We start from the raw sequence: 21,005 nt of genomic DNA on the forward strand, positions 1-21,005 counted from the left end.
GGAATAGTTCGCTAACGGACAGGTTTCGCTAACGGATTAAACGCGAAGCCGTTAACGCCAAAGAAAAAGCCAGCGCAAATTACCCCAGCGCAAGGGTGGAGAAATATGGACGTAAATAACAAGGCAGTCAGCACTTTTGTAGGTAAAGCATCACAACCAGCAACAAAAGAAACCTTAACTCAAAAAAACATAACCAAAGAGACAATGTCGACAGCAGAACAATCAATCGCAAAGGTTGTAGAGGATCAATCCAACATAGATAACGCTGCGCGCTTAGAAGCGATGCAGCGCTCTGTGCGTAGAGGAAATCTGATCCCTCCTACTGTGAGTTTTGAGTCACGTGGTATCACCTTGGTGGTGGGCGAGGGTGATGCGGTGTCGCGTTTTGCTGCATCTATGCTCTCTGAGTCATGTAACCACAGCGTATTCCTGTATATGGATGATTCGTCATACAGCCTGCCTCACGATATGCAGCCATATCATGCGTCGGCGGTTCGGATTTCTGGTTTCTTGGGCGCGTTTGATGTGTCGGTGACCCACAATATGACCGAGCAGAATTTGGCGAAAATAGCAGTGGGAACCTCGCATTTTGATTTGATCGTTGATTTGACAAAAAGCGGGCTACATAACGCGGAGCTTCCACCTTTGGGTTACTACGCGGTTGGACGAGGCGTGGTAGAAGAGGCTGACGCCATTGAGGCGGTTTCAGACACAGTCGGTACGTTTGATAAACCGAAGTACTTCCGGCTTGATACGGATAAATGCGCGCACTTTTCTCGTGGAATAGAAGGATGTACGCGTTGCATAGATGCCTGTTCGGCGAATGCGCTTGAGTCGGTAAAAAACAAAATCACGATTAACCCGTATCTATGTCAGGGACTTGGGTCGTGCTCAACGGCATGCCCGACAGAAGCCATCAGTTATGCGTTGCCCGAAGCGGAACACACGCAGCAATTCGTTCACCAACTATTGGGTCACTACTCGAAGGCTGGGGGCGCGTTTCCGATCATTCTATTTTATGCAGAAGCAGATGAAGCCTTCGTCAATCAGCACTTAGCTAATTTACCTTCAAATCTGTTGCCCGTGAGATTGGAAGAGCTGGCATCAGTTGGCATAGATACTTGGTTTAGCGCGATAGCGTCTGGTGCCTCTCAGGTACTCTTGCTGGAAACCGACACACTTCATCCGAAAACTCGAAACGTGTTGGACGGCGAACTTGCCATTGCCTCGGGTTTTTTGACTAACCTCGGTATGCCAACACAATGTGTCGCGCTGTTTAACCCGAATCATCTCACTTCATTTTCTTTTCTATCGCAGCCTGCAACGTCCGGCTCAGCCCCCATTTCCGGAAGCAAACGTGACAGATTAGCGGCTGCATTAGATGCCTTATCAGAGGGGCACGATTTAACGACGCGTAGTGAGGTTCCTTTGGGGGCACCGTTTGGGCGCATTGAAATCGATACCCAAGACTGCACGTTGTGCATGGGGTGTGTGGCGGTTTGTCCGACAGATGCACTTAATGCCCTCGGTGATACACCGGGTATTGCGTTTAGAGAGCAGGACTGCGTGCAATGTGGGCTGTGTGAAAAAAGCTGCCCCGAATCGGTCATTACCCTTTCACCTGGATTCAATTGGGATACGGAATCTCGCCAAGCTCGGAACGTTATTCATCAAGAAGCCGCTGCGGAATGTATTCGCTGCGGTAAACCTTACGCGCCCGCTTCGATGGTCAACATGTTGATCGAAAAGCTGCGTAGTCACAGCCATTTCCAGGACGACGCCATTAAACGGTTATCAATGTGTGAGGACTGCCGAGTTCGCGACATTGTATCCGATTTGGCGGAGCACCCTGAAAAGCAACTCAAGCTATAGGAGGCGGAAATGGCGATGCAAGAGACGATTCAAATCGACGATATCAGCAACGAAGAGAACCAAATCCGCCAAAGCATTTATAGCTTACTGGCTCACTTGTTCAGACAACCCCCAGACGCTCAAACGTTGGAGTGGTTATCGACCGTCGAGATTGATGGCGATGAGCACGTACTGGGCATGGCTGCAGCGTGGTCAGTGCTCAAGCTTTCCGCGGCAAAAACCAATGCTCTACAGAGTGCAGATGAATATCAGCTTGTATTTATTGGTGTAGGCAGGGGGGAGATTGTCCCGTTTGGGTCTTGGTATCTCACGGGCTCTCTAATGGAGTTGCCGCTTGCCATTTTGCGGCAGGATTTACGTCGATTGGGCTTTGAGCGTCAGCAAGAGACGAAAGAGCCAGAAGACCACATTGCGGCATTGCTGGAGGTGATGGCAATGCTACTGGAAGACACGGAATCTAGTGAGCAGGCGGCGTTTTTTAATCGCCACCTCGCGCCTTGGTTCGAGACGTTTTGTGATGATGTCAAGCAAGCCCCGTCGTCGGTGTTTTACACCGCAGTGGCTGAGTTGGCCAAGCAATTCCTCATTATAGAAAAGACCCGTTTTACACAGCGCCCTTGGTAAACCTCGCGGTTAGCTAACAACATGGTGCTGGGAAGCATAAGGAGCAAGTTATGTCGGATAGCAAGAAAGAAACAGAAAAGCAGAGTGAATCTCGGCGTCAGTTTCTCAAGGGACTGGGTGTTGCAGCAGCGGCAAGTGCGGTTTCAACGGTAGCGAGCACATCGGCACAGGCTGATGTGGTTGAGGTGAAGCCGGAAGACAAACCAGCGTCAGGCTATCGCGAAACGCAACATATTCGTGACTATTACGACTCTCTGTAACCCACTGTGATGGATGGAGTTTGAAAATGAAACTAACCAAACGTTCAGATTCAGTCAGTAAGGATGAAAAACAGCTGGGTGTCTCTCGCCGTGCCTTTATGCGCAATTCCACCCTCGCAGCAGCAGGTGGGGTGGCAGCGGCAGGCATGTTTGCTCCCGGTATGATGAAAAAAGCCAGTGCAAAGGATGTTGACTCCAGCAAACCAAAAGAAATGAAGCGTACCATCTGTACCCACTGCTCCGTGGGTTGCGGTGTGTATGCTGGTGTTCAAGATGGTGTCTGGACAGATCAAGAGCCTGCATTTGATCACCCATTTAATGCGGGTGGTCACTGTGCAAAAGGGGCTGCGTTGCGTGAGCACGGTCATGGTGCGCGTCGATTGAAATACCCCATGAAGCTGGTGGACGGAAAATGGCAAAAGATCAGCTGGGATCAGGCCATTACCGAGGTCGGTGATAAGGTTCTGGAAATTCGTGAGAAGCTTGGGCCAGACTCGATCTACTTTCTAGGTTCTGCGAAGTTCAATAATGAACAGGCCTACCTCTTCAGAAAAATGGCGTCCCTTTGGGGAACCAACAATGTCGATCACCAAGCGCGTATTTGTCACTCCACCACGGTTGCAGGCGTAGCAAATACGTGGGGCTATGGTGCAATGACGAACTCGTTCAATGACATGCATAACTGCAAATCGGTGCTATTCATTGGTTCGAATCCGGCGGAAGCACACCCCGTTGCCATGCAACACATTCTGATCGCCAAAGAGAAGAATGACTGCAAAATTGTGGTAGCCGATCCACGTCGTTCTCGCACGGCGGCAAAAGCCGATCATCATTTCTACCTTCGTCCGGGTACGGATATCGCGGTTGTTTGGGGTTTGCTCTGGCACATTTTCAAAAACAACTGGGAAGATAAAGAATTCATCCATCAGCGTGTGTTCGGCATGGATGAAATTCGTGAAGAAGTCGCCAAGTGGCCACCGGAAGTGGTGGAGCGTGTTTCTGGTGCAACCCCCGAACAAATGGAAACTGCCGCGAAAATGCTGGCGCAGAACCGCCCGGGTTGTGTGGTCTGGTGTATGGGCGGTACCCAACATACCACGGGGAACAACAATACCCGAGCTTACTGCATACTCGAACTTGCGCTAGGGAATCTCGGCAGAGCGGGAGGCGGTGCCAATATCTTCCGTGGGCACGATAATGTTCAAGGTGCAACGGACCTCGGTGTTTTGTCTCATACTCTTCCTGGTTATTACGGACTGTCTGAAGGTGCTTGGAAGCACTGGTCAAAAGTATGGGAAGTGGATTTTGACTGGGTAAAAGGTCGCTATGACCCAAGCGAATACGAAGGTACTTATCCGATGCACAGTGCAGGGATCCCTGTCTCGCGTTGGATAGACGGTGTATTAGAAGACAAAGATAAGATCGCGCAGAAGAACAACATCAGTGCCATGTTCTACTGGGGCCATGCGGTGAACTCGCAAACCCGCGGTCAGGATATGCGTAAAGCAATGAACGAGTTGGAGATGATGGTCATTGTGGACCCTTATCCCACCGTTGCCGCCGTTATGAACCAACGTAAAAACGGCGTCTATCTTCTGCCTGCGACCACCCAGTTTGAAACGTTTGGTTCGGTTACAGCCTCTAACCGTTCAATTCAGTGGCGAGACAAAGTCATTGAGCCATTGTTCGATTCAAAACCTGATCATGAAATCATGTATCTGCTTTCTAAGAAGCTTGGTTTCTCCGATCAGCTATTCAAGAACATCCAAATCAATGGGACAGAGCCAGTCATCGAAGACATTACCCGCGAGTTTAATCGGGGAATGTGGACGATAGGCATGACAGGACAAAGCCCAGAGCGGCTGAAGCTTCATCAACAGAACTGGCATACCTTTAACTTTACGTCGTTGGAAGCAGAAGGTGGCCCATTGAACGGTGAAACCTACGGCCTGCCTTGGCCGTGCTGGGGAACGCCAGAACTGGGGCACCCTGGCTCTCATATTCTTTATGACACGTCGAAAGAAGTCGCACGAGGCGGCGGTAACTTCCGTGCCCGCTTCGGGGTGGAATATGAAGGTAAAAACCTGTTGGCTGTGGACAGCTATTCCAAAGGGTGCGAGCTGGAAGATGGCTACCCAGAATTTACCGACAAGATGCTCAAGCAACTCGGCTGGTGGGATGATTTGACCGCAGAAGAGAAAGCTGCCGCAGAAGGCAAGAACTGGAAAACAGACCTGTCAGGTGGCATTCAGCGTGTCGCGATCAAACACGGTTGTATGCCGTACGGAAATGCGAAAGCGCGTGCGATTGTCTGGACTTTCCCAGACCGCGTGCCACTTCACAGAGAGCCGCTGTTTACGCCGCGTCGCGATCTTATTGCGGAATACCCAACTTGGGATGACAAAGCGGATATCTACCGTTTGCCCACGCTCTACAAATCGATTCAGGACATTGATGTTGCCTCCGAGTACCCAATCATTCTTACGTCTGGACGAATCGTTGAGTATGAAGGTGGTGGTGAAGAAACCCGTTCTAACCCTTGGCTTGCGACGTTACAACGCGAGATGTTTGTTGAAATCAACATTGTGGATGCAAACAACATCGGCATTAAAGACGGACAGGATGTTTGGGTTGAAGGTGCGGAAAAAGGCCGCGTGAAAGTGAAAGCGATGATCACTCCTCGCGTAAAAGAAGGGCTGGCATTTATGCCGTTCCACTTTGGTGGCGTGTTCGAAGGCGAGAGTTTGCTGTCAAAATACCCAGAAGGCTCTCAGCCTTATGTTGTGGGTGAAGCGGCGAATACGGCAACGACCTATGGTTATGACCCTGTGACAGTGATGCAGGAAACCAAGGTTACCCTTTGCAAAATCTCAGCAGCATAACGGAGGGAACACATTATGGCTGATATGAAATTTCTCTGCGATACCAAACGCTGCATCGAGTGCAACGGGTGTGTGACCGCATGTTCGAACGCAAACTCAGAAGTGGTGACGTGGGGTATTCAACGTCGTCGTGTTGTGACGCTGAATGATGGTGAGCCGGGTGAAAACTCGATTTCCGTAGCCTGTATGCATTGTGCAGATGCGCCATGCATGGCGGTTTGCCCAGCGGACTGTTTTTATCGCACTGATGAAGGCATCGTGCTGCACAACAAAGAAACCTGTATCGGTTGTGGCTATTGTTTGTTTGCTTGTCCGTTTGGTGCCCCGCAATTCCCAAGTACAGCAGCGTTTGGTGAGCGTGGGAAAATGGACAAATGCACCTTCTGTGCAGGTGGGCCAGCCCCCGACGGTTCTGCGGAAGAGAAAGAACTCTACGGCGCGAATCGTATTGCGGAAGGTAAGTTGCCATTGTGCGCAGAGTTTTGCTCAACCAAAGCACTTCTAGCGGGTGATGCGTCGAAAATTTCGGACATTTTCCGTCAACGGGTGGTCGAGCGTGGCGCGAAAGGTGCGGGTTGGACGGATGGTGATGAGCTTGCATACGACGCTTCAGGTAACTCATAAGCATGGAAAATGGCGGGCAGGTGCTCGCCATTTTGAGGAGGAAATATGTTACGTACATTGATCGCCATGCTTTTGGTGATAACAACCTTTGGTGCATATGCAGACCTTGAAAAGCAGGATAAATTTAATGCCGAAGGCGAAATGATCCAGCTGACTGGGGCAGAATTCTGGCACAAACTTAGAGAAGGTGAAGACGGCAAAAGTACCTCCGTGACATTGGAACACACTCAGCTTATCAACGTCGTGGGCCAGCGTTGGCGCGAAGTGAGGAATGAATGGGTAACGCCGCTTGGGCTACTTTTCCTTGGTGGGTCAGCGGGCACCTTATTGCTGTTTTATCTTTGGGCGGGTCGTATTCAATTAGCCAATGAGCGAACGGGGAAAAAGGTGTTGCGTTGGACGCCATTTGAAAGAGCGATGCACTGGTTCACTGCTATTAACTTTCTCATTCTTGGCTTTTCCGGCGTGGTGTTGCTCTATGGCAAGCACTTCATCTTACCCATAGTGCCATTAGATGTGTGGGGAGCCATTATTAACGGGTCTAAAGTTGCCCATAACTACCTTGGCCCTCTGTTTGTGCTTGGCCTGCTTTGCATGCTGATAAAGTGGATGAAGAACAACTTCTTAAACAAAACAGACATAGAGTGGTTCAAGCAAGGTGGTGGGCTACTTCCTAATGGGAAACACCCCGATGCTGGATTTTGTAATGGTGGCGAGAAAATTTGGTTCTGGTTGTTAGCGACGGTTGGCGTTGTGGTGTGTATTAGTGGCCTATTCCTTGATTTCCCCATCTTTGGCCAAACACGTCAAGAGATGCAGATTGCAAACGTCATTCACGCCGTTGCTTCCTTACTCTTGTTTGCTGCCGCGTTAGGGCATATCTATATCGGTACTGCAGGTACTGAAGGTGCACTGGAAGGCATGGCGACAGGCTATGTCGACGAAACTTGGGCGAAGCAACATCATAAATTGTGGTTCGATGAAGTGGAAAACGCGTCAGAATCGACAGAGCAAAAATCACAAGCATCAGGCGATGAACAGCGAAGTACCTGATGCAAAAAATAATCTCTCTCAAGAGCTCGCACATTGCGAGCTCTTTTTCATTCAACTAATTGCTCGCTCTCTCCAGTGCACTGGTTATCGTTTGCGCAAACGTTTGCATTCGTTTTTTCTTTTATAGATTTGAGGGTATGATGCGCGTCTCTCAACCTTTTAGCGCGGCAGTTATGCGTAAACTACTTTTAGCTTTTTCCTTAGTACTATCGACGTTTTCTTTCACTCTACAAGCTGCAGAACAACCCATTGCCTTGCTAGGCGCGATGGATGCAGAAATTGAAAAACTGTTACCTGAAATCGACAACAAGCAAGTCCATACCATCTCTTCAAACACTTATTACACCGGCACTATTGATGGTCAGCCCGTAGTTGTTGCGCGCTCTGGCGTGGGTAAGGTCAACGCGGCGATTACCACCTATGTGCTGGTTAACCATTTCAAAGTAGAAAGCATCATCTTTACCGGTATTGCCGGTGCTGCATCTCCAAAGCTCAACGTTGCCGACGTTGTTATTTCGACAGCACTGGTTCAGCATGACGTAGATCTAACGACGTTCGGTGCGCCGAAAGGTCAACTTAGTGGCTACGATGACAGATACTTCTACGCAGATAAGAAGCTTCAGGCGTTAGCGTTGGAAGCCGCGAATGATGAGATCGGTAAATCGCGTGTGCATGCCGGTATCATTGCTACGGGCGACCAGTTCATCGCTGACAAAACCGTGGTAAAAATGCTGCAAGAAGAGTTCGATGCACTGGCGGTAGAAATGGAAGGCGCAGCGGTCGCTCAAGTGACGGACATGCTGAATATCCCGCTGGTGGTGATTCGCACGATTTCTGATAAAGCAGACGGCTCTGCTCACATGGTCTATTCAGAAGCGAAGCAAGTGACGGCAGACAATTCAGTTGCGATCACGCTGAATATGCTGAGCCGCATGAAGTCGTAACCGTTGATTAGCTTTGTGTGCTATTCGCCGGGCTTGTAACGAAGCAGGGAAGGCAATGGCCTTCCCTGAACTGCTTACGGGTGAATCACTTGCTCGGGTTTGCTCGTTGGCAGCCAGAATGAAATCACTGTGGTGATAGCAAGAAAGGCAAACGACACCCACAGACACGCCACAAAGCCCCACATTTGAAATACCCAACCAGACAAGATGGTGCCGATCAATCGACCCATCGCATTGGCCATGTAGTAGAAGCCAACATCCAATGAAACGCCATCTCCCTTTGCGTAGCTGACAATCAGATACGAATGCAGGGAAGAATTCACAGCAAACACCGCGCCGAATAGCATGAGGCCGACAATAATGACCATTTCTGGGTGCCACTCTTGCTGCACGCTAAATGCGATCAGGCCTGTGACGATAGAAAGAATCAGGGCCCAGTAGATAGCGGCTTTGCCTTCTGGTGTGCGACCTGACGCTTTTCCCGTAATATTGGGGGCAATACCCTGAATCACGCCGTAGCCAATTACCCAAGTCGCCAAGAACGCGCCAACGGCACTATGGTCCCAACCAAAGGTAGAACCGAGGTAAATCGGAAGAGCAATGACAAACCATACATCTCGCGCGCCAAACAGGAACATACGTGCAGCAGACAGAATATTCACGCTACGAGATTTTGAAAAGATTTCGGAAAACTTAGGCTTGGTTTTCGCTTTACCCATGTCTGATTTCAAGAAAAGCAAACTGCCGATAAACACTAACAGCAACACGCTTGCCATAGCCGCGACAGCATATTGAAAGCCAATCGAGGCCAGTAGAGCACCGCCGAGGAAAAAGCCTGCGCCTTTCAGTGCATTCTTCGAACCCGTTAAAATCGCGATCCACTTGTACAATGCACCTTGTGCATTTTCTGGCACCAGTGTTTTGATGGCACTTTTTGCGCTCATCTTGTTGAGATCTTTGGCGATACCAGACAGAGCTTGTGCCGCCATAACCGAAGGAATGCTGAGCCAAGAAGCGGGAACCGCAAGCATGGAAAGGGCGAAAATCTGCATGCCTAAGCCGATATTCATGGTGCGGTTTAAGCCTAGCCTTGCGCCTAACCAGCCTCCAATCAAATTAGTTACGACGCCAAAAAATTCATAGAAAAGGAACAGGGAAGCGATTTCGAGGCTGGAGTAACCGAGATCGTAGAAATAGAGCACCACTAACATGCGCAGTGCACCATCAGTGACGGTGAAATTCCAGTAGTTAAATGTCACCAGCATGTACTGGCGAACATGAGAGTTAAGTTGAGACAGCATGAAGACTCTCTTAAAAGGCACTGCATAAGCAGTGCCTTTGGGTGCTACTTGTTAGCAAACTGATTGATGTACTGAACTTGGACTTCTTTGGTGAAGGCACCTGGTCTCAGAGCTTGCACTTGCGTGACGATGTCAGGCAACGCCCAGCCTTTTTCCAATAGAATATGAGCGGCAAGAAGACCGGTACGGCCTGAACCGCCCATGCAATGCAGCGCGACTTTCTCTCCGTTATCTAAAGCCTGATGAACTGAAGGTGAAATTCCCTTCCAACCAGTTTGAAATGCGTCTTCTGGGGCGCAGTCATCTTCGATAGGCGCGTGAAACCATGCTAGCCCGGCCTTTTTGACTTCTTCAGGCAGGGAGCCAACGCCTTTGGTGTCCATTTCTTCTTGATTTAGCGCAGTAACGACAACCGTTACGCCTTGCTCTTTCAGCTGAGCGATGCTGTCGCTAAGTGTCACGTCTTTGGTTCCTGGGCACGGCGTTAGCACCAAGCCTGCCGCGTTTTCTAACGGCAATTCCCACGTTGGATGTGTCATTTTTTTTCTACCTATTTCTGCCAACCAATTATGCTAAACCGACGTTACGAACCAGTTCTGCTGTGCGTGTCGCGTAACCCATTTCGTTGTCGTACCAGGCGTAGATTTTCACCATGCGTTTGCCAACAACCATGGTGGAAAGGGCATCTACGATGGTTGAGCGTTGGTCGCCTTTATAATCGATGGAAACCAGCGGACGTTCTTCAAAGCCCAGAATGCCTTTCAGTTCACCCTCTGAAGCTTCCTTCAGAAGGGCGTTCACTTCTTCTGCCGTCGTGTCACGTTTCACATCAAAAATGATGTCAGTCAGCGATGCGTTTGCCAGAGGTACACGAACTGCATGGCCGTTAATCTTGCCTTCCAATTCAGGGAAGATCTCTATGATCGCTTTCGCTGAACCTGTGGTGGTTGGGATCAAGCTCATGCCACAAGCGCGAGCACGGCGCAGATCTTTGTGTGGTGCATCCAGAATGGTTTGCGTGTTGGTCAGATCGTGGATCGTGGTAAACGCGGATTGTTCGATGCCAAGCTTCTCGTGGATCACTTTCACGACAGGCGCAATACAGTTTGTGGTGCACGATGCTGCTGTCACGATACGGTGAGTTTCCGGGTCGAATATGTGGTCATTGATACCCACTACAATGTTTGCAATGCCTTCTTCTTGCACGGGGGCTGAAACAACCACGCGCTTTACACCTTGCTCAAGGTATTGGTTTAGAAACTCTGATTTACGGTGAACACCCGTCGCTTCAATCACCACGTCACAACCAGACCAATCAATATCTGCAATGGCTTTTTTCTGCGTGGTTAGGATGGTTTTCCCGTTGATGAGCATGGTGTCGCCATCCGTGGATACTTCGTGATGCCAGCGACCTTGGATTGAGTCGAATTCCAACAGATGTGCGAGTGTGGCAGCATCTCCGGCGACATCATTGATCTGCACAAACTCCAACTCTGGCCAATCAAAAGCCGCTCGCAGTGCTAAACGGCCAATACGACCAAAACCATTAATTCCTACTTTGATAGACATCTTGCTTCCCTCTATTTGCAGCATGCTTGGCGAGATTTCATCTCTGACAAACGCTGGGTATCTTGCTGGTATTCCTGTTTTAGGCAGTTCGAATCGATCAGCCCTTGAATTTGTTTTCTCATCCAACCCGGCAGTTGGTCTGAAAGGCGGTAAAACACCCATTGCCCCTGTCGGGTATCGATAATGACACCGCTCGAACGTAGCTGAGCCAAGTGGCGGGAGATCTTAGGTTGGCTCTCGTTGAGTGCCTCCGTTAACTCGCCCACACAGGCTTTCTCTTCACGAGCGATGAGTAATAAACATCTCACTCGGGTTTCATCTGCGAGTAGTTTGAAGAACTGATGCGGTAACATTTGCATATCTCTATATATGGATATGCATATATTAAAGATTGTAGATACTCAGTCAACCATCACACAGGGTTGTCATGAAAGATTAATATTGGAGGGAAAGCTAACTGGGGCGACTCGGTGCCACTGTATTTTTCAATGACACCGAGGCTGTCTTCAATAGATTAGTCGTGTGCAAACCGGCAAGGGCATGTCGCGTGAATTTGCTGGCCGCTGGTTGGGTGCGTAAAAAACAGTTCACTGGCATGTAACTGTAATCGCGTCGCCAGTTGCTCGCTGTGCTCACTTTTGTACAAGTCACAACCGAGGATAGGATGGCCAAAAGTTTTGCTGTGGATCCGCAGTTGGTGGGTGCGTCCTGTAATGGGCGTAAATTGGACCAAGGTTCGAGGAGGGTTATCGAATCGCTGCAGTACCTTGTATCCGCTTGTTGCCGCTTTTCCCGTCTCCTGACAGATTTTCACGCAAGGGAAAAGTGCGTTGTCTTTTGCTATCGGTGCGCTGATTTCACCCTCATCATTTTGCACCCAGCCTTCCAGCATCGCCATGTAACGTTTTTGAATGGTGCGAGTTTGAAATTGTTTATTCAGATGCTGCCCCGCCATGGCGTTTAGCCCTACAACCATGATGCCAGAGGTACCCATATCTAGGCGGTGCGGCAAGATAGCATTAGGAAATGCAGGCGTGTGTCCCTCTTGGCCATGAACCAAACGGTAATGCACAGAATCCCAATTTTCTGGATTTTTGCCAGAGAGGCTAAACAATCCGCTGGGCTTATTGATGAGTAAGATATCGTCATCTTGATACAAAATTTCCACGAATTCGTTGCAGGCATCGGCAACAAAGTTATCCACGATGGCGGTTTTTTGTGGTTCAGAACGAGACATTGCAGGTTTCCAGAAAATAGCGGGTGAGGTGCTATTCGCACCTCCGATTCATGGCAGATTAATGGGATTGGCTGATGAAGGGAAGGACTAAAAAGCCATTCAGTCTTTGATGATTAAATCCCAATGTAGCGCAGTACCGGTTTTGATGTCTGTGCTCGCAGTTTGGCCGATAATATTGTCATAGTGCTTTGGTGCGAGACCAAAGCCGGGCCTGACGCTGCGCACGTTATCTGCGGTAAAGAACTCGCCTTTTTTGATGTCCTTGCTGACATAAAGGGAGCGACGGAATTGGGCGTTGGCTTTTTCCGCTTCTTTCAGTTGATATCCAGCATTGCCGAGTGCCTGCCAAGCTGTTTCTGTGTCTCGGCAAAGTGTTGTGAGCTCATCGGGCTCTAATGAAAAGGTCGAATCAGGACCCGGATCATTACGGCTCAATGTGACGTGTTTTTCGATGACACAAGCACCCAAGGCAACGGCGGTTACCGACACTGTTGTGCCCAAGGTGTGGTCTGAAAGCCCGCCAATTACATCAAAGCGCGCGGACAAATCGGGGATAGTGCGCAGGTGACTTTGCGAGGCGGGAGCAGGGTAGGCACTGATGCAATGAAGCAGCACCAATTCCTTGCAGCCGTTATCTCTTGCTGTTGCAACTGCTTCTGCAATTTCCTCGTCGTTCGCCATGCCCGTAGAAATGATCATTGGTTTACCCGTTTGGGCAACGTAGCGAATCAGCGGCAAATCGACGGCTTCAAACGAGGCAATTTTATATGCTGGCGCATTAAGATCTTCGAGTAAATCTACTGCTGTAAAATCAAAAGGCGTGCTGAACAGGGTGATGCTGACATCCCTTGTTTTATCAAACAACGGCTTGTGCCATTCAAACGGCGTGTGCGCTTCTTGGTACAGGTCATACAGTGTACGTCCATCCCATAATCCGCCTTTGATTTGAAATTCTTCAGCGTCGCAGTTGAGCGTGATGGTGTCGGCAGTGTAAGACTGCATTTTAATCGCATCGGCACCTGCGCGTTTTGCCATTTCAATGGTCTGAAATGCACGCTCAATGGAACCGTTATGGTTCGCTGACATTTCTGCAATGATATAGGGCTTATGATCGGGCCCAATTCTACGCCCGTCGATAGTGATAAATGGAGTCATGATTTTTCACTCATAGTTTTGGCGCGCTTGTTTTTCTGCCAACCTGCTTTAGTGAGATTAAAGGCAAAGTACGGCGTTTCCGAACCATCGGCCTGTAGCATCATTTTCTGCTGTACGTATTTCTGAAAGCCAAGCATCTCATGAAGGTGAAGTACTTTCGGGTTTTTGGCGAGTACGCGACTGTCAATCTGGTTAAGACCGAGGCATTCAAAGCCAAGCACCAGAGATTCACGAAGTAACTGCTTGCCAGTGCCTGCGGGAGCTTGTGGTGATTTATAAAACCCCCATTCCGCGACGCCGTCTTTGATATCAGTGAACGACATCATGCCAACTGGCTTTCCTTGAGATAACGCAATAAAGAACTGCTTGCTTTCATCGCCTTGGATTGATGCAAACCAACGCGCATGTTCTTCTGGTTGGATTACATGCTGGGAGAACATTTTTTCGCGAATTTCCGGTGCATTGCGCCAGTTTCTGACCATCGATAGGTCTTGGACTGCCATAGGTCGAAAGGTGATTTTCTCACTTTCCATTTCAGCAACGACACGCTCCGCACCCTTGCCATCAATGTCTGATGGGGGCAGCCGATGTGGAAGAGATTCCCAATTGTCTGAAAGCCAAGTTAGTTCGCTGAAATACGTGTCTGCGGTCGTCAAATCGCTATTGCCCAAATAGCGGTAAATACCACTACTCGCCAAATGTTCTGCCATCAGACGCTGGTTTTCTGCAACAGAGACTAACGTGCCAGGAACGCCAAGGCTTGCTCGTTCAATGGCACTGACACCAGCCCCACCAAATGCATAACGGCACGCGGCCAAGTCGGCTTCAAAGTCTGGAAGCACTTCCGTCAACGTGACAAAAGGTGGTAAGGGTTCGCTTAACAATTCGGCTTTGCGAGGATTCGCCATCCCAAAGACAATGGTGAGTTCAAAGGGCAATTCAGAAAACTTCTGGCTCGCGTTGAGAAGCTTCAGACATTCGCCACTTGGATCGGTGCCACTAAAAAAGGCAATCACTTGATTATTGAGCGGCTGCACAGGGTTAGCGCGTAATGTGGCAAACGTAGGTCGTAAAAGCCCGTATTTCGGTCCTAGAAGTGGTGTGCAGTGTGTTGGTATAACGGCGTTATAACGATTTTCGAAATCTGGCCAAGGGTTATGGTCGAGCACAATTTCGCAGTTAAGCGGTCGATTGGCGAGGTCATCAATAGCGAGGATGCTTGCCCCGCTTACTTTCATCGCACCGTGCCAGTTTTCTTCAATCGCGTAGTGATCGACGACAATCCAATTTGGGTGAAAATCTTTTAGATTCGCCAAGCACTCACGCGCATCTTCTTGGAGAGAAACACCGAGCCAGTGTTGGTAGTCATCGGGCGCAGAAGGTGCTGCTTGCTGAATCGTGTTCAATACAATGACATCAATGCCTTGTTGCTGCGAATAGGCAATGAAATTGCCCTCTAACTCGCGGCTTAGCATCACAACATCATGACAATGCTCTTTCAATTTTTGTGCAAGGACGAGGCAGCGCATAACATGCCCCGTTCCAATAAAACGGGACGCGTCTACACGGATGGCTACCTTCATAGCTCTCCTCGCTGAGAGAGTATTTGATAGAGCATTTCTGCGCGGATCCAGTCATCTGGCTCGTCGATGTCTTGAACACGGTAGTGCGGAATTTGAACCACTTTCGAGTGCGGTGCAAAAATCGGTAAACCCGCTAAGAAGGTGTCAGGTCGACCCCAATAGAACATACCTGCATCGTGGTAAGCAGGCTCTAAATCCTGCGAGCGAGTAGAGAAATGTTCAGGCCAAAACATCTCCACGTTTTCGTCACTGTTTAGCCGAATACTGCGCTGAATGGGAAACGAGAAACGCGTTGCTGCGAAGGTGTATTGGGTATCGTGACTTTCCAGGAGTGCAAGCCCTTCGACCAGGTCCATCGCTCTTGTAAATGGCACTGTTGCATAGAGGCAACATACCGCTTCAATCGTTTGGCATTTATCGGCTTGTAGCCACTCGATTGCATGTTTAATCACATCGAGTGTTGTGGCGTGATCATCAGAAATACTTGCAGGGCGAATGAAAGGAACCTCAGCCCCTAATTCATTCGCAATAGCTGCAATCTCATTGTCATCCGTAGAAACAATGATTCGATCGAAAAGTGCACATTTCTTTGCAACGTCAATAGCATACGCAATAATTGGGCGACCGATAAATGATTTCAGGTTTTTACCTGGAATCCTTTTACTGCCACCTCTCGCGGGAATAATACAGACTCTCATGTAACCCTTCTATACAAGTACTTTAGCCAATGATTCTACGATGAAGTCTTGTTCTTCTTCTGTCATATCTACAAATAAAGGCAACGTAAGTGCAGCGTGATAATAGTTTTCTGCGGCAAGAAACTGCCCCCAGTCAAAACCGAGTTTGCGGTAATAAGGCTGAGTATGAACCGGAATATAGTGCACATGGACACCGACGCCAGCAGCGCGCATAGCATCGAATACTTGTCGGCGGCAATCAGGGTTGTCCAGTTGAATGACATACAAATGCCATGCTGATAAGGAGTTGTCTGCGACTACTGGTGTTTTTATCGGCAGTTCAGACAATTTTTCGTGGTAACGTTTGGCTAAATAATTTCTGCGAGCGATGAAGTCGTCAAGGCGTGATAGTTGCGAAATGCCAAGCGCGGCTTGAATGTCCGTCATTCGATAGTTGTAGCCAAGGTCGTGCTGCTCGTAATACCAAGCTCCTTGGTCTTTGTCGTTAAGCGAATCAAGTTCCCGGGTGACCCCGTGGCTGCGCAAGCTTTCCATTGATTTTGCGAGGTTGGCACTATTTGTTGTCGCCATGCCGCCTTCTGCTGTTGTTATTATTTTTACCGGATGGAAGCTAAAAATAGTGATATCGCTGTACCGGCAATCTCCTATATATCGATCCGCATATTTTCCGCCAATAGCATGCGATGCGTCTTCAATTACCCTGAAGTTGTAAATTCTTGAGAGTGCGTTAATTGCTTCCATATCAGCACTTTGCCCACACATATGCACAACGACAACAATGCTCGGTAGTTTGTTATCAATTTTTGCTCTTGCGAGTTTTTTTTCTAGCTGGATAGGACAAATGTTATATGTAATCGGGTCAACATCTACAAAATCTACTCTGGCACCGCAATAAAGGGCGCAATTTGAAGATGCTACAAATGTAACGGGTGAAGTCCAAAGATGCTGACCTTCTTTCAGGCCTAATGCTAAGCAAGCTAAGTGTAGGCTTGAAGTGGCACTGTTACTTGCTACTGCATATTCAGCACCGACTTTCGAGGCGACCATTTTCTCGAACGATTGTACTTTTGGACCCTGTGTAATGAGTTCAGACTGTAAAGCTTCCACTACAGCTTGAACATCAGCATCGCTGATTGATTGTCGACTATAACTAACCATTGAATCTCAGTATGAAAGCAGTAAGTAGTACTTTAAACGTACCAGCAAAATTGATGCCGATATTCTGCGACGGCAGAACATAACGTAAGGCGAGGTTTTTGCGATAGCGGTTAACTTTTGACGAGATTGTATCTCAGAGGTAGATCATAGATCGCAGAAAAATACGCACTCCGTGATTGGTTGTCCAAAAAAAAGCAACCCATTGGGTTGCTTCGGTGAAGTTTTGTGTAATTTGATTACTTATGACGCTCTTTTAGCTTGTTTGCTACGTCTTCCAGCGAGAAGCCTTGATCTTGCAGCAACACCATCAGGTGATACATCAGATCGGCGGATTCGTTAATTAACTCCTCCTTATCGCCCGACGTCGCTGCAAGCGCGACCTCGACGCCTTCTTCGCCCACTTTTTGCGAAATACGCTTGGTGCCCTTAGCATACAAGGACGCCGTATAAGACGTTGAAGGATCGGATCCTCGACGGGAAGCCAACACTTGCTCCAGTTGATGAAGAAACACCAAAGAGGGTTTGTTTGCGTCGTCTTCTCCCCAGCAGGTTTCCGTACCCAGGTGGCACGTTGGGCCGATGGGGTCAGCCTGAACCAGTAAGGTATCTTTATCGCAGTCGACGGAGATATGCTTAAGCTGCAGTATGTTGCCTGAGGACTCGCCCTTGGTCCAAAGACGCTCCTTTGAGCGGGACCAGAAGGTGACTTGTTGGGTATCTAGCGTTTTAGCCAAAGCGTCTTGGTTCATGTAACCCAACATCAGTACCGCACCACTTTTGGCATTCTGCACGATGGCAGGAATCAAGCCTTGGGTTTTTTCCCAATCGATTTGTTCCGCCAGTGCAGCATTTCCTTGTGTCTGACTCATAAGCGGATCTCCACGTTTTGCTGTTTTAAGTATTGTTTCAGGTCGCCGATATTAATGACCTGTTTGTGGAAAACAGATGCTGCCAGCGCACCGTCAACATTTGCTTTTTCGAAGGCGTCAGCAAAGTGAACCATTTCACCTGCACCACCTGAAGCAACAAGTGGTACATGACAGACTTCACGTACCATATTCAGTTGCTCAAGATCGTAACCGTTGCGAACACCATCTTGGTTCATCATGTTCAACACGATTTCGCCCGCGCCACGTTTTTGCACTTCCTGGACCCAATCACGGGTTTCCCATTGGGTTGCCTTGGTGCGATGTTCATCGCCCGTGAATTGGTATACCTGATATTTGCCCGTCTCTTTGTCGTAGTAAGAGTCCACGCCGACAACGATACATTGCACACCGAACTTCTCTGCTAGTTCAGTGATCAGCTCTGGGTTTGCCAGTGCAGGGGAGTTGATGGAAATTTTATCTGCACCGAATTCCAGAATGCGTTTTGCGTCTTCGGCTGACTTAATACCGCCTGCCACACAGAAAGGAATGTCGATGACTTCTGCAACGCGAGCTACCCAGCTTTTATCGACGACTCGGCCATCACTGGATGCGGTGATATCGTAAAACACCAATTCATCCGCGCCTTCCTCGGCATAGCGAGCGGCGAGGGGAACGATATCACCAATGATTTCGTGGTTGCGGAACTGAACGCCTTTTACCACCTGACCATCACGAACGTCCAAACAAGGGATTATCCTTCTTGCCAACATGCGAATGCCTCCTCTGCGGTAAATTTACCGTCCAATAGGGCACGGCCTACGATGACCCCTGCCACACCAGAGTCCTTTAGTGCTTCGATGTCAGCGAGTGATCCGATACCACCGGAAGACTGGAATTGTACTTGCGGGTAAGCCGCACTAAGGTCTTTGTAGAGCTCGACGTTAGAACCCGCCAAGGTGCCATCGCGGGAAATATCCGTGCATAACACGTGCTTGAGACCCACTTTCAGGAAGTCTTCCAAAAGTTGCTCAATCGTCACGCCAGAGTCTTCTTGCCAGCCGGACACGGCAACCATGCGATTTCCGTTTTCATCAATGTTGATGTCCAGTGCCAGCACAATGTGTTCAGGGCCGTACTTTTCCATCCACCCTTTGACGATTTCGGGCTGTCTAACGGCGGTCGAACCAATCACGACGCGCTTTGCGCCAGCACGCAGAAGCTCAACCACATCACTTTCTTTACGTACGCCACCGCCAATCTGAATATTGGCAGGGGTGCTGGCAATCAGTTTTTCAATCAGTGGCAGTTGACGAGCGGTCGTATCTTTTGCGCCCGTCAGGTCAACGAGGTGCAGCCAGTTTGCGCCGGCATTGTGATAAATCGCGAACTGTTCGCTTGGGTCGACTTTATACTCAGTGACCTGCCCGTAATCGCCTTGATAAAGGCGGACGACTTGGCCTTCAATCAAATCTAATGCAGGAATTATCATCCTTATAACTCCAAAAAGTTCTTAATCAGTTGTGCGCCCGCTTTGCTGGAACGCTCTGGGTGGAATTGCACACCGTAGTAATTTCCACTTTGTACCGCAGCAGTGAAAGGCTTGCCGTAATCGCACTGGCCGATGGTGTAATCACCAACAGGCATGGCGTAGCTGTGCACGAAGTAGAAATAGCTGTTTTCAGGAATATCTTTGAACAGAGGGTGATTGTTGACAGGGGTTACTGTGTTCCAACCCATGTGAGGCAACGGAAGATCACCCGTTTCCATCAAGGTAGTGTCGGCATTGACGTGACCCAGACAGTTCACTGCCTCTTTCCCTTCTTGTGAAGATTTACCGAGAAGTTGCATGCCAAGGCAAATGCCCAAAAGTGGCTGCTTTACCTGACGGACAAGCGCAATCAAATCGCGCTCTTCCAAGTTTTTCATGGCTTCGGTTGCGGTTCCGACGCCTGGTAAAAACAGTTTGTCTGCGGCTAGAACAACGTCGGGGTCGCGACTGATTGTCACATCGTAGCCCAATCGCTCAATGGCGAAGCGTACTGAGCTGACGTTGGCACAACCGGTATCAATGATAACGATCTTGCTCATTACAACACCCCTTTGCTGCTTGGCAATTCATTACCTTCCACGCGAATTGCCTGACGCAATGTACGTCCGAACGCTTTAAACAGACTTTCTACGATGTGGTGCGTGTTGTCACCGTTTGAAGACAGGTGCAGGGTGCACGCCAGCGTATCAGTCAACGAGCGGAAGAAGTGTTCCACCATTTCGGTAGAGAGGTCACCGACTTTCTCTTGTGAGAAGGTGGCGTCAAATTTCAGATAAGGACGGCCAGACAAGTCGAGCGCACACTGTGCAAGGCATTCATCCATCGGAAGACTGAAACCAAAACGGCCAATACCGCGCTTGTTACCTAAGGCATCTTTCAGTGCTTGGCCTAATGCCAGAGCAGTGTCTTCCACCGTGTGGTGGTCATCAATGTGCAAATCACCTTCAACTGCCACTTCCATGCGGAAACCGCCGTGCGTGGCGATTTGATCCAGCATGTGGTCAAAGAAACCGAGGCCAGTATTGATGCTGTTACCGCCGCTTTCATCTAGGTTCACCGTAATACGGATGTCGGTTTCTTTCGTGGTGCGCACAACCGTCGCGATGCGTGGATTGGTGGTCAGGTCCTTGAGGATTTTTTGCCAGCCCATGGTGTCTGGGTTGTACTGAATGCCGCGAATAGCCATGTTCTCGGCCAATTGCAGATCAGTTTGACGATCGCCAATCACGGCCGAGGTTTTGAAATCGACGCGGCCTTGCTGCAAATAGTCTTTCACCAAGCCCAGTTTTGGTTTGCGGCAGCTACAGCCTTCGTTGTCAAAGTGAGGACAAATCAGTACATCCGCAAATTTCACGCCTTGAGATTCGAAAATCTCCATCATCATGTCATGCGGTGCATCGAAGTCGGCTTGTGGATAGCTGTCAGTGCCCAAACCGTCTTGGTTAGTGACCATCACCAGCTTGTAGCCTGCATCCTGCAAAGCCAGCAGTGAGGGGATGACGTACGGCTCAAGCTTGAGCTTGTCGAGTCTATCAACCTGAAAATCCACAGGTGGCTCGACAATCAAAGTGCCGTCACGGTCGATAAAGAGGATTTTTTCTTTCACAACAAATTCCTTTTTGTTTCG

21 protein-coding genes are annotated in these 21,005 nt (G+C 49.1%); 7 read left to right on the forward strand and 14 right to left on the reverse strand.

From position 1 onward, the window contains the following. Positions 1–105 precede the first annotated feature (105 nt). The 7 genes from B5D35_RS05935 (at position 106) to B5D35_RS05965 (ending at position 8,259) form a co-directional block, all read left to right on the forward strand. Positions 106–1,872, forward strand: coding sequence for a 4Fe-4S binding protein (locus B5D35_RS05935; RefSeq protein WP_332870299.1), 1,767 nt, complete (start codon positions 106–108; stop codon positions 1,870–1,872). 9 nt (positions 1,873–1,881) lie between these two features. Next, positions 1,882–2,496, forward strand: coding sequence for a TorD/DmsD family molecular chaperone (locus B5D35_RS05940; RefSeq protein ID WP_078751676.1), 615 nt, complete (start codon positions 1,882–1,884; stop codon positions 2,494–2,496). 50 nt (positions 2,497–2,546) lie between these two features. Next, positions 2,547–2,756: a twin-arginine translocation signal domain-containing protein gene (locus tag B5D35_RS05945; RefSeq protein ID WP_078751677.1), complete on the forward strand. Its 210-nt coding sequence runs from the start codon at positions 2,547–2,549 to the stop codon at positions 2,754–2,756. 26 nt (positions 2,757–2,782) lie between these two features. Further along, positions 2,783–5,638, forward strand: coding sequence for a formate dehydrogenase subunit alpha (locus tag B5D35_RS05950; protein WP_078751678.1), 2,856 nt, complete (start codon positions 2,783–2,785; stop codon positions 5,636–5,638). A 15-nt stretch (positions 5,639–5,653) separates the two neighbouring features. Next, a complete protein-coding gene (gene fdh3B / locus B5D35_RS05955; protein WP_078751679.1) occupies positions 5,654–6,262 on the forward strand; it encodes a formate dehydrogenase FDH3 subunit beta in 609 nt (202 codons plus the stop codon). Positions 6,263–6,307: 45 nt separating this feature from the next. Then, entirely contained in the window at positions 6,308–7,315 is a 1,008-nt protein-coding gene (locus B5D35_RS05960) for a formate dehydrogenase subunit gamma (protein WP_078751680.1), read from the forward strand. 173 nt (positions 7,316–7,488) lie between these two features. Then, positions 7,489–8,259 (forward strand): 5'-methylthioadenosine/adenosylhomocysteine nucleosidase, encoded by a 771-nt coding sequence (locus B5D35_RS05965; RefSeq protein WP_078751732.1) that lies wholly within the window; start codon positions 7,489–7,491, stop codon positions 8,257–8,259. A 74-nt stretch (positions 8,260–8,333) separates the two neighbouring features. Here the strand turns inward: B5D35_RS05965 and arsJ are convergent, their stop codons facing one another. From arsJ to hisB, 14 genes are all read right to left on the reverse strand, one after another. After that, positions 8,334–9,560: an organoarsenical effux MFS transporter ArsJ gene (gene arsJ, locus B5D35_RS05970; protein WP_078751681.1), complete on the reverse strand. Its 1,227-nt coding sequence runs from the start codon at positions 9,558–9,560 to the stop codon at positions 8,334–8,336. Between the two features lie 44 nt (positions 9,561–9,604). Continuing rightward, positions 9,605–10,099, reverse strand: coding sequence for a cyclin-dependent kinase inhibitor 3 family protein (locus B5D35_RS05975; protein WP_078751682.1), 495 nt, complete (start codon positions 10,097–10,099; stop codon positions 9,605–9,607). A 28-nt stretch (positions 10,100–10,127) separates the two neighbouring features. Continuing rightward, entirely contained in the window at positions 10,128–11,129 is a 1,002-nt protein-coding gene (locus tag B5D35_RS05980) for an ArsJ-associated glyceraldehyde-3-phosphate dehydrogenase (RefSeq protein WP_078751683.1), read from the reverse strand. A gap of 11 nt (positions 11,130–11,140) precedes the next feature. Beyond that, positions 11,141–11,482, reverse strand: coding sequence for a metalloregulator ArsR/SmtB family transcription factor (locus B5D35_RS05985; RefSeq protein WP_078751684.1), 342 nt, complete (start codon positions 11,480–11,482; stop codon positions 11,141–11,143). 161 nt (positions 11,483–11,643) lie between these two features. Continuing rightward, positions 11,644–12,366, reverse strand: coding sequence for an RluA family pseudouridine synthase (locus B5D35_RS05990; RefSeq protein WP_078751685.1), 723 nt, complete (start codon positions 12,364–12,366; stop codon positions 11,644–11,646). A gap of 99 nt (positions 12,367–12,465) precedes the next feature. After that, positions 12,466–13,521: a pseudaminic acid synthase gene (gene pseI / locus B5D35_RS05995; protein WP_078751686.1), complete on the reverse strand. Its 1,056-nt coding sequence runs from the start codon at positions 13,519–13,521 to the stop codon at positions 12,466–12,468. After that, positions 13,518–15,104: a UDP-2,4-diacetamido-2,4,6-trideoxy-beta-L-altropyranose hydrolase gene (gene pseG / locus B5D35_RS06000; protein ID WP_078751687.1), complete on the reverse strand. Its 1,587-nt coding sequence runs from the start codon at positions 15,102–15,104 to the stop codon at positions 13,518–13,520. The genes pseI and pseG overlap by 4 nt, the downstream gene beginning before the upstream one ends. Further along, entirely contained in the window at positions 15,101–15,802 is a 702-nt protein-coding gene (gene pseF / locus B5D35_RS06005; RefSeq protein ID WP_078751688.1) for a pseudaminic acid cytidylyltransferase, read from the reverse strand. Before pseF ends, pseG begins: the two co-directional genes overlap by 4 nt. A gap of 9 nt (positions 15,803–15,811) precedes the next feature. Further along, on the reverse strand, positions 15,812–16,960 hold the full coding sequence (pseC, locus tag B5D35_RS06010; protein ID WP_078751689.1) for a UDP-4-amino-4,6-dideoxy-N-acetyl-beta-L-altrosamine transaminase: 1,149 nt from the start codon (positions 16,958–16,960) through the stop codon (positions 15,812–15,814). A gap of 236 nt (positions 16,961–17,196) precedes the next feature. Then, positions 17,197–17,829: a bifunctional phosphoribosyl-AMP cyclohydrolase/phosphoribosyl-ATP diphosphatase HisIE gene (gene hisIE, locus B5D35_RS06015; protein ID WP_078751690.1), complete on the reverse strand. Its 633-nt coding sequence runs from the start codon at positions 17,827–17,829 to the stop codon at positions 17,197–17,199. Beyond that, the gene (gene hisF / locus B5D35_RS06020) at positions 17,826–18,599 is read right to left on the reverse strand and encodes an imidazole glycerol phosphate synthase subunit HisF (protein ID WP_078751691.1); all 774 of its coding nucleotides are present in this window, start codon (positions 18,597–18,599) and stop codon (positions 17,826–17,828) included. The genes hisIE and hisF overlap by 4 nt, the downstream gene beginning before the upstream one ends. Continuing rightward, the gene (gene hisA / locus B5D35_RS06025) at positions 18,581–19,318 is read right to left on the reverse strand and encodes a 1-(5-phosphoribosyl)-5-[(5-phosphoribosylamino)methylideneamino]imidazole-4-carboxamide isomerase (protein ID WP_078751692.1); all 738 of its coding nucleotides are present in this window, start codon (positions 19,316–19,318) and stop codon (positions 18,581–18,583) included. Before hisA ends, hisF begins: the two co-directional genes overlap by 19 nt. 2 nt (positions 19,319–19,320) lie before the next feature. Further along, positions 19,321–19,917, reverse strand: a complete 597-nt coding sequence (gene hisH, locus B5D35_RS06030) for an imidazole glycerol phosphate synthase subunit HisH (protein ID WP_078751693.1) — start codon at positions 19,915–19,917, stop codon at positions 19,321–19,323. Further along, entirely contained in the window at positions 19,917–20,984 is a 1,068-nt protein-coding gene (gene hisB, locus B5D35_RS06035) for a bifunctional histidinol-phosphatase/imidazoleglycerol-phosphate dehydratase HisB (protein ID WP_078751694.1), read from the reverse strand. The genes hisH and hisB overlap by 1 nt, the downstream gene beginning before the upstream one ends. Between the last annotated feature and the right edge of the window lie 21 nt (positions 20,985–21,005).

This window comes from Enterovibrio nigricans DSM 22720, from assembly GCF_900167155.1.
GTDB lineage: Bacteria > Pseudomonadota > Gammaproteobacteria > Enterobacterales > Vibrionaceae > Enterovibrio > Enterovibrio nigricans.